Source organism: Pseudonocardia parietis, from assembly GCF_017876315.1.
In the GTDB taxonomy this organism is placed as follows: domain Bacteria; phylum Actinomycetota; class Actinomycetes; order Mycobacteriales; family Pseudonocardiaceae; genus Pseudonocardia; species Pseudonocardia parietis.
Genome location: NZ_JAGINU010000001.1, coordinates 5,684,198 through 5,696,823 on the forward strand (window position 1 = coordinate 5,684,198; position 12,626 = coordinate 5,696,823).

Below are 12,626 nucleotides of genomic sequence, written 5' to 3' on the forward strand. Positions count from 1 at the left end.
CCCCCTCGGCGGTGGGGACCCGGCCCTGACGGGTGCGGATCAGGCCTGCCCGGCCTTCTCCTGCTCGTAGCGCTTGGTCATGGTGTCGACGGCGTCGAGCTGGGTCTGCGCGTGCTTCTCCCGGGTCGACTGCGCCCGGTCCTTCGCCGCCAGCGTCCCCGCGGCCTGGCCCTGGAACTCCGGCATCACCTGCTGGGCGATCAGCTCGTAGCTGCGCTTGGTGGCCTCCGGGTTGGCCCACTCGTGGCCGAGCAGCAGCATGGCGCCGAAGCCGCCGGACTGGTCGACGAGCTTCTGCACCTGGGCCTTGGCGTCGTCGACCGTGCCGATCGCCCCGATCCCGGCCTCGTTGATGAAGTCGATCATCTCCTTGGCCGTCGAGCCGTCACCGACGGCCATCTGCGGGAACGCGGCGACCTTCTGGAAGTAGTTGAACCAGTGCTCGATGCCGTACTCGACCTCCCGGTAGGCCTGCTCCCGGGTCTCGGCGATGTGCATCAGCCCGACCAGCCGCCACGAGCTGCGGTCCGGCGCCGGCTGCCCGTGATGCGCCGCCCGCTCCTCGACCACGCTCCAGTGATGGGCCAGCGCATCGAACCCGTCCTGGGTCAGCGTCGCCCCGATCGACAACAGCCCCACCCCGTGCTGGCCCGCCATCCGCGGCCCGGTCGGCGACGCCACCGCCGCCACCGCCACGTCGAAACACGGGTCGCTGTAGGGCGCCAGCTGCAACTGCGCATCGATCAGCTTGTGGGTGCGGGTCTCGGCGTTGACCACCTCACCGCGCAACAACCGCATGATGATGTCGAGGTTCTCCGCGAGCAGCTCACGGGTATCGGTCGGGTTCAACCCGATCATCGCCGAGTCCGTCGGCAACGACCCCGGCCCACAGCCGAGCATGGTGCGCCCGCGGGTCAGGTGATCGAGCATCACCATCCGGTCGGCCACCCACAACGGATTGTGGTACGAGATCGAGGTCACGCCGGTGCCGAGCTTGATCTGCCGGGTCCGTTCGGCCGCCGCGGCGATGAAGATCTCCGGCGAGGCGATGATCTCCGAACCGGCCGAGTGGTGCTCCCCGATCCAGGCCTCGTCGTAACCGAGCCGGTCCAGGTGCTCGACGAGCTCCAGGTCCCGCTGCAGCGCCAGGGTCGGGTTCTGCCCCGGCTGGTGGAACGGGGCGAGAAATGTGCCGAAGCGGAGTCGGGTCACGGGGGTCCCTCCTGAACAGCTGTGGAGCGGCCGTGGGTGTGATCCCGACCGCATCGTCCGGAGCGCCAGCATGGCCCCCGCCACCCGTCCGGAAGTGTGCGGAAACTGGACAGCGGCGCCGCATCAGCGGGTCCCGCGGTCGCGCAGCTCGATCCCGGCCGGCGTCGTGGCCCCGGCGAGCCCGCACACGAGGTCGAGCTCCGCGACGACGTTCTGCACGACCTGCGCGACGCCGCGGGCGCCGTCCAGGGCGAGCCCGTGCACGTACGGGCGCCCCAGCAGCACCGCCCGGGCACCGAGACGGACCGCGGTCGCGACGTCCGCCCCGGTCCGGACGCCGCTGTCCAGCAGCACCGCCAGCCGGTCCCCCACCGCCTCGGCGACGGCGGGGAGCGCGTCCAGCGACGCGACCGAGTGGTCGAGCTGCCTGCCCCCGTGGTTCGAGACGACGACGCCGTCGGCCCCGGCGTCGGCGGCGCGGCGGGCGTCGTCGGGATGCAGGACGCCCTTGACGACGATCGGCAGCCGGGTCCGCTCCCGCAGGCCTGCGAGGTCCGCCCAGGACAGCTGCGGTCGCGAGTAGACCCGCAGGAACGTCTCGACCGCGGCCCGCGGTACCGGGGAGCGCAGGTTCTCCAGGAACCGGCCCGGCGCGTTGCGGGTGATCTCGACCAGGGTCCGCAGCGCCGCCGCGGTGACCTTCGGCGGTGGCCCGGCCGCGGGCTCCGCGAGCTGCGCCTCGACCAGCCGCCGGAACACGGGGTCCGAGGTGTACTGGGCGATGCCGATCCCGCGGGCGAACGGCAGGTGCCCGAGGTCGAGGTCGCGCGGGCGCCAGCCGAGCATCGTCGTGTCGAGCGTGACGACGACCGCCTCGCACCCGGCCGCCTCGGCCCGGGCGAGGAAGCTGTCCACCAGCTCGTCCGATGTGGACCAGTAGAGCTGGAACCAGCTCGGCCCGGCGGCCGCGGCGATCTCCTCCATCGGCGCCCCGGCCTGGTTCGAGATCACCATCGGGACGCCGGCCGCCGCGGCGGCGCGTGCCACCGCGGTGTCGGCGCCGCGCCGGACCAGGTCGAGCGCACCGATGGGGGCGAGCAGGAGCGGTGCGGGCAGCCGCCGCCCGAACAGCTCGACGGACAGGTCGCGCTCGCCGACGTCCCGCAGGATCCGGGGCACGATCTCCTTGCCCGCGAACGCCTCCCGGTTCGCCCGCAGGGTCGTCTCGGCGCCCGCTCCCCCGGTGACGTAGGCGTCGGCGCGGCGGCTCATCGCCCGGCGGCCACGCCGTTCCAGCTCCTGCGGACCGGTGGGGACGCGCGGACGCGCACCGGACACACCGTCGCGGTAGATCCGTTCCTGGCGTGCCCGCCCCGGTGCCGGCAGCGTCATGGGGCCTCCCCGTCGTCGACCTCGGTCGAGGTCAGGCTACGGCCGCACAGGGGTGCGCGAGCCGTCCGTTCTGGGTAGAAATGTTCGATATGGACGGTTTCTGGGCGACGGCCCTGCTCTGGGCCGGCGCGCTGGGATCGTGGCTGTTCGTCGGTACGTTCCTCGTCGACGGCCTGCTCCGGCCGGGCTACCGGCCGGTCCGGCACGCGGTGAGCGCGCTCGCCCTCGGGCCGCGCGGCCCGATCCAGACGGCGAACTTCCTGGTGTGCGGTGCGGCGGTCACGGCGGGTGCGTTCGTCCTGCCCGCCGCACTGGGCAGCGTGCTCCCCGCCCTGGCCGTCGGCGTCTTCGGCGTGGCACTGATCGCCTCGGGGGTGTTCCCGATGGACCCGATGCGCGGCTACCCGCCCGGTGCGCCCGACGACACGCCGGCGACGACGTCGCGACGCCACGACCTGCACGACCAGGACGGCATGGTGGTGTTCCTCGCGCTGCCGGTGGCGGCCGTGATCGCGGCGGTCGTGCTGCCCGCAACGGGCTGGCGGTGGTACTCCGGGATCACCGCCGCCGTGCTGTTCGCCGGGTTCAGCGCGTTCGGCAGCGCGTGGGAACGCGACGACCCGCGCACGGGACTGATCCAGCGCGCCGTGATCGGCGTCGGCTGGCTCTGGCTCGGGCTGCTGTTCGCGAGCGCGGCCGGGTGACGGCGCGCGGGCCTCAGATACGGACCGGAAGCCGGGTGAGCCCGTGGATCAGCGTGCTCTCCCGGTACTGCCCCGGCTCGCCGCCGAGCGTCATGTCCGGGAACCGGTCCAGCAGGGTGCGGAAGGCGACCTCGCCCTCCAGCCGTGCGAGCGGGGCACCGACGCAGTGGTGGATGCCGTAGCCGAACGCGAGGTGCCCGGACGTGTCGCGCTCGATGTCGAGCCGGTCGGCGTCGGTGTAGCGCTCGGGATCGCGGTTCGCGCCGATCAGGGACACGAGCACGAACTCGTCCGCCGGGATCGTCGTGCCGGAGAGCTCGATCGGCTCCGTGGTGAACCGGAAGGTCGCGAGGTTGACCGGGCCGTCGTAGCGGAGGAACTCCTCGACGGCGTTCGGGACCAGGTCCGGCTGTGCCTGCAGCCGGGCGCGCTGCTCCGGGTCGCGCAGCAGGGCGAGCATGCCGTTGCCGATCAGGTTGACCGTCGTCTCGTGCCCGGCGACGAGCAGCAGGAACGCCATCGCCGTCGTCTCGGCGTGGCTGAGCGAGTCGCCGTCCTCGGACGCGCGGACGATCTCCGAGAGCATGTCGTCGCCGGGGTTCGCGGACTTGTCGGCGACCAGCTCGGCCAGGAAACCGGCCATCGCACCCCCGGCGGCGGCCCGCTCGGTGTCGGAGGCGCCGGAGAGCAGCGTGTTCGACCAGTCGCGGAACTCGTCGCGGCGGCCCGGCGGGACGCCGAGGATCTCGCAGATCACCGTCATCGGCAGCGGGAACGCGAACTCGTCGAGCAGGTCCACCTCGGGCCCGGCCGCGGCCATGGCGTCGGCGAGCTCGCCGGCGATCTGCTCGATCCGCGGGCGCAGCCGGCCGATCGCACGCATGGTGAAGGCGCGGCCGACCAGCTTGCGCAGCCGGGTGTGGTCGGGCGGATCGGCGTTGAGCATGTGCGCCACGAGCGACTCGGCGAACGCGCGGGGCGGCGGCGCGTCCTCGTGGCGGGCGACGAGCTCCGGGATCCGGCGGGCGTCCTTGGCCAGGCGGGGATCGTTGAGCGCGGCCCGCGCATCGGCGTAGCGGGTGATCATCCAGAAGGTCAGGCCCTGCGGTCCGCGCACGCGCACCACGGGCCGGTCCACCCGCAGCTCGCGGTAGAGGGCGTCCGGGTCCGCGAAGAACTCCGGGCCGATCCGCAGGGGCTCGGTGTCCTGGCTGGTCGTCATCGCCTGCTCCTGCTCCGTCCACGGGGTCGCTGCACCCGATGGTCGCATGATCGGGGCCCGGCGGGACGCCGGTGATCGTCGTGCTGCCGCCGACAACCGCACGAACGAGGCCGCTGTCGCCCCGTGACAGGTGCCGCGTGGGCGGGTGAGACTCGAGCGCACCACGACATGGAGCCTGCGCACCGCGGGTACGCCGCCGCCTGGGTCGCCCAGCAGCGCCGCTCGTTCGTGGCGTCCGGGCCCCTCGTGGCTGTCGTCTGGGGTCAGGTGATGCTCACCGCCGGCCGGGGGGACGCGCCCGTGTGGCTCCGGTTCATGTTCGCCGCCGCCGTCGTCTTCACGGTGATCGTCGCCGGCTCCGCGGTCCTGCAGCTGCGCCGGGAACGGGCCGTGCGGCCCTACCTCTCGGATCCGAGACGGAGCTGATCCGCGTCCGTTGGACGGGCCCGGGCACGCGCGTTGAGATGGCGTGATGACGGGTGGAACGACGACATGACGATCGGCTGCGCGACCGGTACCGGCACTGTGGAGGTCGGCACCGGCCCCCTCGCCCCGCATGACGTGGTGGCCGTCGCCCGCGGTGGCGCCCGGGTCCGGCTCAGCGACGACGCCCTGGCGGCGATCGGCCGGGGCCGCGCGGTCGTCGAACGGCTCGCGGTGGCCGAGGACCCCTACTACGGCGTGTCGACCGGGTTCGGGGCGCTGGCCACCCGGCACATCCCGGCCGACCGGCGGGCGGCACTGCAGCTGAGCCTGATCCGCAGCCACGCCGCGGGGTCCGGACCCGAGGTGGAGCGCGAGGTCGTCCGCGCGCTGATGCTGCTGCGGCTGTCGACGCTGGCCACCGGTCACACCGGGGTCCGCCCGGAGACGGCGCTGGCGTACGCCGGGCTGCTGAACCACGGCCTCACGCCGGTGGTGCACGAGTTCGGGAGCCTGGGGTGTTCGGGGGACCTGGCACCGCTGGCGCACTGCGCGCTGGCGCTGATCGGTGAGGGCCGGGTGCGCGACCCGTCCGGCCGGCTCCGCGACACCGCGCCGGCGCTCGCCGAGATCGGCTCGACGCCGGTGACCCTCGCCGAGAAGGAGGGCCTCGCCCTGATCAACGGCACCGACGGGATGCTCGGCATGCTGGTTCTGGCCGGGCACGACCTGCTCGGGCTGCTGCAGGTCGCCGACGTCGCGGCGGCGATGAGCGTGGAGGCCCTGCTCGGCACCGATCGGGTGTTCGCCGAGGACCTGCAGACCATGCGACCGCACCCGGGACAGGCCCGCTCGGCGGCCAACGTCCGCGCGCTGCTCGACGGATCGCAGATCGTGGCCAGCCACCGCGGCCCGGACTGCACCCGGGTGCAGGACGCCTACTCGCTGCGCTGCGCACCGCAGGTCCACGGGGCGGCGCGGGACACGCTCGACCACACCGAGCTCGTCGCCGGCCGGGAGCTCGCCTCGGTGATCGACAATCCGGTCGTCGCCCCGGACGGCCGGGTCGCCTCCAACGGCAACTTCCACGGGGCGCCCCTCGGGTACGCGCTGGACTTCCTCGCGGTCCCGGTGGCCGACGTGGCGTCGATGTCCGAGCGTCGCACGGACCGGATGCTCGACGCGGGTCGCAGCTCCGGCCTGCCACCGTTCCTGGCCGCGGACCCGGGCGTCGACTCCGGTTACATGATCGCCCAGTACACCCAGGCCGGGATCGTCTCCGAGCTGAAGCGCCTCGCCGCGCCCGCGTCGGTGGACTCGATCCCGTCCAGCGCGATGCAGGAGGACCACGTCTCGATGGGCTGGTCCGCGGGGCGCAAGCTGCGCCGGGGCATCGACGGCCTGGCCCGGGTGCTGGCGGTCGAGCTGCTCACCTCGGCCCGGGCGCTGGACCTGCGGGCGCCGCTGTCCCCCGCGCCGCGGACACGGGCGGTCCGTGACCTCCTCCGGACGCGCGTGCCCGGTCCGGGACCCGATCGGCACCTGGCGCCGGAGATCGACGCGGTGCTCGAGCTCGTCCGGTCCGGCGCGGTGGCCCGGGCGGCCGGCCCGCTCGCCTGATCCCGGCGGGACCTCACGGGATGCGGACGGCGAACGCGACGACGTCGTCCCGGGCATCCCGGGCCAGCGTGTCGACGACGGTGTCGACGATGTCCTGCGGGGTGTGGTCGTGGACGGACTCGAGCAGCCGCAGGAGCCGCCCGGTGCCGGCGTCGATGTCGCTGTCGCGCCGTTCGACCAACCCGTCGGTGTAGAGGAACAGCACCGAGCCCGGCGGGATCTCGCGACGGTGGTCGACCCGCTCCCCCGGGCCGGCGAGCCCGAACCCGAAGAGGACGTCGTGGGCGTCGAGCAGCTCGCCCGTTCCGTCGGGGCCGAGCAGGATCGGTGGCGGATGACCGGCGTTGGTCCAGGTCATCGACCACACCCGCTCCGGGGACCGGCGGAGCTCGGCGATGATCGCGGTGCCGGCGGCGCCGAGACCGAAAGCGGCGTCGGCGGCCTCGAAGGACTCGAGGATCACCGACGGCGGCCCGCCGGCGTGGTCGGACGCGGCCTGCCGCAGCATCGACCTGGTCTGTCCCATCAGCGTCACGGCGCGCAGGGAGTGTCCGATGATGTCGCCGACCGACAGCAGCAGTACGTCCTCGTCGGGGTGTGCCGGATCGGTGAGCTCGGCGGCCTCGTACCAGTCGCCGCCGACCGACTCGCGGGAGTCCGCGGGCGCGTAGCGGGCGGCCATCGGCAGGTCCGCGACCGTGGGGAGGGTGGCGAGCATGGCCTCCTGCATCTCGCGGGCGACCCCGGTGCGGTGCAGGAGCCGGTGGGCCCGCCCGAGCGCCTGCCCCGCGTAGCCGGCCAGTGTGGTGATCGTGAGCAGGTCGGCGGGTTCGATGGCGTCGGGCACCGGCCAGCCGAGCACCACGGCACCGACGATGCGGTCGTCGGAGGGCAGCGGTGCGACCACGACGCAGTGCAGCCCGAGCTCGCGCAGCTGGTCACCGGCCCCGCCGGGATGGGCGTGATCGAACGCGGCCCGGTCCGGGTAGTGCAGGATCCGGTGCTGCTCGAGCACCAGGGCGGCGGGGGAACCGGTGCTGAACACCGCGGCCGGGCCGGGCACCGCGCTCGTGCGCTCCCACGGCCGCAACCGGTCCCGGCCGTCGAGGATGGCCACGTCGAGGTGGGCGGGCGCGAGAGCGGCGGTCAGCAGGTCGGTGATCTGCGTGTGGACGTCGACGACGGTGACCGTGTCGGTGAACGCCTGCGACGCCGTGAGCAGGGTCTGGCTGCGGTCGAACGCGCGCTGCTGGCCGGCCTCGAACTCGTCGCGGCGGTTCACCTCCCGCCCGGCGTCGTGCTCGGCGAGCCGCAGTCGCAGCTCGGTCGAGCAGGCCCGGGCGATGCCGGTCATCGTCTCGATCTCGGCGTTGCTCCACCGACGGGGCGCGCCGTCGAGCGCGCACAGCGACCCGAGCACGTTCCCGGCACGATCGGTCAGCGGCATCCCGATGTAGGCGGCACCGCCCGGACCGGCCGGTGCCCCCGCCCACCGCGGGTCGTCGCGGGTGTCGGGGACGATCACCGGCTCCGCGGTCTCGACGACGTGGCGGCACGGCGAGTTCGCCAACGCGGCGGACCGGGTCGACGCCACGGGCTCCGGCAGCCCGGCCGCGCCGGGGACCACCAGGCGGTCCCCCTGCACGAGCGACACCGCGGCGCCGCCCGCACCGAGCGCCCGGCGCAGCCAGTCGGCGAAGAACTCCAGCTCCGCATCCGGTTCGGCACCCAGGCCCGCCCGTTCGAGCGCCCGCAGCCGCTCCGGGTTCCGCCGCACGACATCCGGGACCCCCGGCGGGCAACGCCGCTCCACGACGCGCGCCACCGTCCGTTCCGTCATCGCCCGCTCCGAGCCCTTCTGAGTCCGAGATCACAGTCTGCCGACGAGTACAGCGGTTGAACACCACCCGGCCGGGGTACGCGCCGGGGTACGCCGGTGATCCCCGCCGTCTCGTCCGCCCACCGACAGCACTCTCGCCCGGAGGCGCCCAGTGGTCCACCCCGACACGGCCACCTCGCTGTGTCTCACACAGTGCGACGCCGCGGGGCTCTCCGGGATCCGGCAGTGGCTCCGCGGGCATCTCACCAGCCCCGAGCACGCGCTGGACGCCGAGCTCGTGGCCACGGAGCTGATCAGCAACGCGATCGACCACGGTGGCGGTGCTCACGAGGTCCGGATCGTGGTGGGTCCGTCCGACGCCGTCCGGGTCGAGGTCGACGACACCGCCCCGGCGGCCCGGCTCACCGTCGGCCGGTCCCGGCTCGGTGGCGCGCGTGGCAACGGCCTGCGGATCATCGATGCGATGTCGTCCTGGGGGGTGCGCCGCACCGGGACCGGCAAGACCGTCTGGGCCCACCTCTGACGGCGCCTGGTCACCCGCTCTCGTTCAGCTCCCGGTGCGCGATCTTGCCGCTGGCCGTGAGCGGCAGCCGGTCGCGGAGATGGAACCGGACCGGGATCTTGTAGGCCGCGATGCGGTCGGCGAGGAAGGCCGCGAGCTCGTCGCCCGTGACCGTCCGGCCGGGCCGGGGCACCACGAAGGCGACCGGCACCTGGCCCTCGTCCGGGTCGGGAACACCGATCACCGCGGCCAGGGCCACGTCCGGGTGCCGGTCGAGCGCCGCCTCCACCTCGCCCGGGGTGATCTTGGAGGTGCGGCGCACGATCAGGTCCTTGAGCCTGCCCTCGAACCACCAGTCACCGTGGGCGTCGCGCCGGCCGCGGTCGCCGGTGCGCAGCCAGCCGTCCTCCAGCGTGGCCGCGGTCAGCGGTTCGTCCTCCCAGTAGCCGCGCATCACCATGGGCCCGCGCACGAGCAGCTCGCCGGTCGCCGCGTCCGCGCGGACCTCGACCCCGGACAGCGGCGCGCCGATGCACCCGTCGCGTTCCGGCCGGGACTCCCGCACGACGGTGAGCCAGATCGCCTCGGTCATGCCCCAGCCCACCGCGATCGGGTGGCCCGCCACCTCGAGGAACTCGACGGCCAGGGCCGCCGGCACGGTGTCCCCGCCGGTATAGACCCCGCGCAGCGAGGAGAACCAGTCCCGGCAGGCGCCCGGGGCGCGCACGACCTGGGCCAGCACGTCGATGTGGGTGCACACCAGCGTCGGGCGCCGTTCGCGCAGCGCCGCGACGTACCGCTCGACGTCGAATCCCTCGAACAGGGCCACCGTCCCGCCGCAGCACAACGTGCCCAGCGTCGCGATGAACCCGCTGACGTGGACCAGCGGCTCGAACACCTGCGTCACGTCCGAGGTGTCGACGCCACCGAGCGCCTCGGCCGTGCTGGTGAGCACCGCCAGGGCCGAGGCGTGCGTGTGCACGACACCCTTCGGCTCCCCCGTCGAGCCGGAGGTGAAGAACAGCACGGCCGGGGCGTCGGCGGCCGGCTGCACCGCCGGGAGCGCCGGGCCGTGCAGCAACGGGTCCAGCGACTCGCGCCCGGGCGCGTCGCCGACCACCAGGATCCGGACGCCGTCGAGCACGTCCGGATCGACCCGGCCGAGCCGCTCCAGTCGATCGGCCTGCACGATGATCCAGCGCGGGCGGGCCCGGCGCAGTGCCCGCTCGATCTCGGGTGGGGCGTAGCGCGAGTTCAGCGGCGTGGCCACCGCACCGGCGTCGAAACAGGCCAGGTAGGCGAGCACGACCTCCGGCCCGTTCGGCAGCAGCAACGCGACGCGCTCGCCGGCCAGCCCGTCCCCCGCCATCGCGGCGGCCAGCGACCCGGACGCCGCGGTCAGCTCGGCGTAGCTCCACCGCCGATCGGCGTGCACGAGTGCGTCCCGGTCGCCGGCGTGCACGCCGAGCAGGCCGGCCAGCGCGGACGGACGGTGTGACGGCGGTGACGTCCCGGCTTCCACGGACACGGTCGGCCCCTTCCCCGGTACGCCACGCGGTCCGTGGCCGGACGTCGAGCGTGCCAGGGTCCCGGCCCGGCGCTCTCGTCAATCCTGACGATTCCCGGCCATCCCGCCCGGCCGCGCGGCGCCAGGATGGCCCGCGACCACGTCCGGGAGGTCCGCCGATGACCGAGCCGTCCGCAGGCGTCGACATGCACCGTCGCGTCGTGGTCCCGGTGCTGGTCGCCCTGACCGTGGTCACCGGTCTGGTGGACGCGGTGAGCTTCCTCGGCCTCGGGCAGGTGTTCGTCGCCGTCATGACCGGCAACGTGGTGTTCCTCGGCCTCGGGCTGGCCGGTGCGCCGGACACCCCGGTGCTCGAACCGCTGTGCGCACTCGCCGCGTTCGCGCTCGGCGCCGCAGGCGGCGGCCGGGCGATCACCCGTTGGGCCGGGCACCGCGGCCGGGTGCTGCTCGTCGCGATCGTGCTGGAGCTGGTGCTGGTGCTCGGCGCGGCGGTGATCGCGCTCGCGGAGCTGCACCTGACCAGCCGGGCCGCTGCGCTGGCCGTCGTCGGGCTGATGGCCTGCGGCCTGGCGGTGCAGAACACGGTCGTCCGGCACCTCGCGGTACGGGACTTCACCACGACGCTGCTCACGCTGACCCTGACCGGGATGGTCGCCGACTCGCACCCGGCCGGCGGGTCCGGGGGTCACGTGCTCCGGCGCGGCACCTCGGTGCTCGCCCTGTTCGCCGGTGCGCTGGTCGGCGGGCTGTTCGTGGTCCGGGCGGGCGTCGGCCCGCCGTTGCTGCTGGTCGCCGCGATGCTGGTCGTGGTACTCGGGGTGCTCGGGCGGAGCCTGCGGCGCTCGGCCGCGGCGGACTGGGAGGCGCCGACGGTCTGAGCTACCCGGCTGCGGGCTTCTCCCGGTGTCCCGGCGCAACTCGACCCCGTCCGGGGCGCGTTCCGCGGAACGTGCTGTGTGCCGGAGGACGGGCCGCACTGCGTTCCGCGGAACGCTCGGTGGACGCGGGACCCGCTGCCGCGTTCCGCGGGACCCGCTGCCGCGTTCCGCGGAACGCGCCGGTCGTGGACGGCACGGTCGCCCCGGCCACCCGTGACCGAGGTCGACGCCCACCGCTTCGGCCTACGCCGGGTGGGGGCGGCACCGGGCGACCGGGCCCTCCGCCGCCAGGTGGGTGTCCAGCCAGCGCAGGATGCGGTCGGGCTCGCGCTGGAAGTGCAGGTACCCGTCCCAGCGCCGGGTGCTGTCCTCGATCCAGAACAGCTCCTTGTCCGGCGCGGCGACCGCGGCGTGCACCGCGGCGACGTCCGCGGGCGTGGTCAGCACGTCGTGGCGTACCTGATAGGTCAGCGTCGGCACCCGGACGTGGGATGCGGCCGGGACCGGCGACCGGTCGTCGAACGAGTACCCGGACAGAGCGGTCAGTGCGCGGTCGACGTCGTCGACCCGGGCCGCGGGGAGCCCGGCAGCGGCCACGCTCCGCTGTGCGAGCCGGCGCGGGGACAGCGGCTGGCAGGCCACCAGGGCGCGGACCCGGTCGAACGCGTCCGGGCGGCGGCGCATCGCGAACAGGGTGGCGTTGGCGCCGAGGCAGCGGCTGAACAGCCCGATCGGCAGGCCGTCCAGATCCGCCCGGCCGCGGATCCGGTCCAGGGCTCCCACGACGTCGGCCGACTCGAGGACGCCGCTGGTGATCGACCCGTCGTGCGCGGTCGCGCTGTCGCCGTGGTTGCGCAGGTCGTAGGCGAGCACGTGATAGCCGGCATGGTGCAGCAGTGCCAGATCGGGCAGGAAGTCGACCTCGACGTCGTTGCCGGCGGCCGCGTACTGCGCCCGCCACGGATCACGGTGCGAGGGCAGCCCGGTGCGGGAGAAGCCGCGTGGATGGTTGACGACCACGATCCCCCGTGGCTGCGGCGACGGCACGAACCACCCGGACAGGGCGATCCCGTCCTCGGCGGGGAACGTGACGTCCTCGAACGCCAGCCCGTGGTCGGCCGGGCTGCCCAGCACCGGTGAGCGGGCAGTGGTGACGAAGCTGCGGGCGATCGCCGCGATGCGGTCCTCGCCGGGTCGGGTGTCCGTGTGTGCCATGGCGGGCTCTCCTGCCGGATCGGGTACGTGAGGACCCGGCCGGTACCCGGAGCGATGACCATCGACGGTACGCGCATCCGCTGCCGGTGG

General features: G+C 74.2%; 11 protein-coding genes. 5 read left to right on the top strand and 6 right to left on the bottom strand.

Translation table 11 applies throughout. The features are described from left to right. Window positions 1–39: 39 nt before the first annotated feature. Together JOF36_RS26615 and JOF36_RS26620 are read right to left on the bottom strand one after the other, a co-directional pair. Window positions 40–1,212, bottom strand: coding sequence for an LLM class flavin-dependent oxidoreductase (locus JOF36_RS26615; RefSeq protein ID WP_210032040.1), 1,173 nt, complete (start codon window positions 1,210–1,212; stop codon window positions 40–42). Between the two features lie 123 nt (window positions 1,213–1,335). Beyond that, window positions 1,336–2,604 (bottom strand): alpha-hydroxy-acid oxidizing protein, encoded by a 1,269-nt coding sequence (locus JOF36_RS26620; protein ID WP_210032049.1) that lies wholly within the window; start codon window positions 2,602–2,604, stop codon window positions 1,336–1,338. A gap of 89 nt (window positions 2,605–2,693) precedes the next feature. Here JOF36_RS26620 and JOF36_RS26625 point away from each other — a divergent pair, with 89 nt between their 5' ends. Next, the gene (locus tag JOF36_RS26625) at window positions 2,694–3,308 is read left to right on the top strand and encodes a DUF998 domain-containing protein (RefSeq protein ID WP_210032050.1); all 615 of its coding nucleotides are present in this window, start codon (window positions 2,694–2,696) and stop codon (window positions 3,306–3,308) included. Between the two features lie 13 nt (window positions 3,309–3,321). Here JOF36_RS26625 and JOF36_RS26630 read toward each other — a convergent pair whose 3' ends face one another. After that, the gene (locus JOF36_RS26630) at window positions 3,322–4,530 is read right to left on the bottom strand and encodes a cytochrome P450 family protein (protein ID WP_210032052.1); all 1,209 of its coding nucleotides are present in this window, start codon (window positions 4,528–4,530) and stop codon (window positions 3,322–3,324) included. 168 nt (window positions 4,531–4,698) lie between these two features. Here JOF36_RS26630 and JOF36_RS26635 point away from each other — a divergent pair, with 168 nt between their 5' ends. Then, complete coding sequence (locus JOF36_RS26635) at window positions 4,699–4,956, top strand: hypothetical protein (RefSeq protein WP_210032054.1); 258 nt, start codon at window positions 4,699–4,701, stop codon at window positions 4,954–4,956. A 66-nt stretch (window positions 4,957–5,022) separates the two neighbouring features. After that, window positions 5,023–6,573, top strand: coding sequence for a histidine ammonia-lyase (gene hutH, locus JOF36_RS26640; protein WP_210032055.1), 1,551 nt, complete (start codon window positions 5,023–5,025; stop codon window positions 6,571–6,573). A gap of 13 nt (window positions 6,574–6,586) precedes the next feature. Here the strand turns inward: hutH and JOF36_RS26645 are convergent, their stop codons facing one another. Next, the gene (locus tag JOF36_RS26645; protein ID WP_210032057.1) at window positions 6,587–8,413 is read right to left on the bottom strand and encodes a GAF domain-containing SpoIIE family protein phosphatase; all 1,827 of its coding nucleotides are present in this window, start codon (window positions 8,411–8,413) and stop codon (window positions 6,587–6,589) included. Between the two features lie 151 nt (window positions 8,414–8,564). On the opposite strand from JOF36_RS26645, the gene JOF36_RS26650 reads away from it, so the two are divergent. Beyond that, a complete protein-coding gene (locus tag JOF36_RS26650) occupies window positions 8,565–8,936 on the top strand; it encodes an ATP-binding protein (RefSeq protein WP_210032065.1) in 372 nt (123 codons plus the stop codon). A 10-nt stretch (window positions 8,937–8,946) separates the two neighbouring features. On the opposite strand, the gene JOF36_RS26655 is transcribed toward JOF36_RS26650, so the two are convergent. After that, a complete protein-coding gene (locus JOF36_RS26655; protein ID WP_210032067.1) occupies window positions 8,947–10,443 on the bottom strand; it encodes a class I adenylate-forming enzyme family protein in 1,497 nt (498 codons plus the stop codon). 158 nt (window positions 10,444–10,601) lie between these two features. Here JOF36_RS26655 and JOF36_RS26660 point away from each other — a divergent pair, with 158 nt between their 5' ends. Next, the gene (locus tag JOF36_RS26660) at window positions 10,602–11,321 is read left to right on the top strand and encodes a YoaK family protein (RefSeq protein WP_210032069.1); all 720 of its coding nucleotides are present in this window, start codon (window positions 10,602–10,604) and stop codon (window positions 11,319–11,321) included. A gap of 243 nt (window positions 11,322–11,564) precedes the next feature. Here JOF36_RS26660 and JOF36_RS26665 read toward each other — a convergent pair whose 3' ends face one another. Then, complete coding sequence (locus tag JOF36_RS26665; protein WP_210032071.1) at window positions 11,565–12,536, bottom strand: alpha/beta hydrolase; 972 nt, start codon at window positions 12,534–12,536, stop codon at window positions 11,565–11,567. Between the last annotated feature and the right edge of the window lie 90 nt (window positions 12,537–12,626).

What these genes read in the sequence shown, in the direction of transcription:
- JOF36_RS26620 (WP_210032049.1), bottom strand. Translation starts at nt 2,604, where the DNA reads ATGACGCTGCCGGCACCGGGGCGGGCACGCCAGGAACGGATCTACCGC.
- JOF36_RS26635 (WP_210032054.1), top strand. Translation starts at nt 4,699, where the DNA reads ATGGAGCCTGCGCACCGCGGGTACGCCGCCGCCTGGGTCGCCCAGCAG.
- JOF36_RS26660 (WP_210032069.1), top strand. Translation starts at nt 10,602, where the DNA reads ATGACCGAGCCGTCCGCAGGCGTCGACATGCACCGTCGCGTCGTGGTC.
- JOF36_RS26625 (WP_210032050.1), top strand. Translation starts at nt 2,694, where the DNA reads ATGGACGGTTTCTGGGCGACGGCCCTGCTCTGGGCCGGCGCGCTGGGA.
- hutH (WP_210032055.1), top strand. Translation starts at nt 5,023, where the DNA reads ATGACGATCGGCTGCGCGACCGGTACCGGCACTGTGGAGGTCGGCACC.
- JOF36_RS26645 (WP_210032057.1), bottom strand. Translation starts at nt 8,413, where the DNA reads ATGACGGAACGGACGGTGGCGCGCGTCGTGGAGCGGCGTTGCCCGCCG.
- JOF36_RS26630 (WP_210032052.1), bottom strand. Translation starts at nt 4,530, where the DNA reads ATGACGACCAGCCAGGACACCGAGCCCCTGCGGATCGGCCCGGAGTTC.
- JOF36_RS26665 (WP_210032071.1), bottom strand. Translation starts at nt 12,536, where the DNA reads ATGGCACACACGGACACCCGACCCGGCGAGGACCGCATCGCGGCGATC.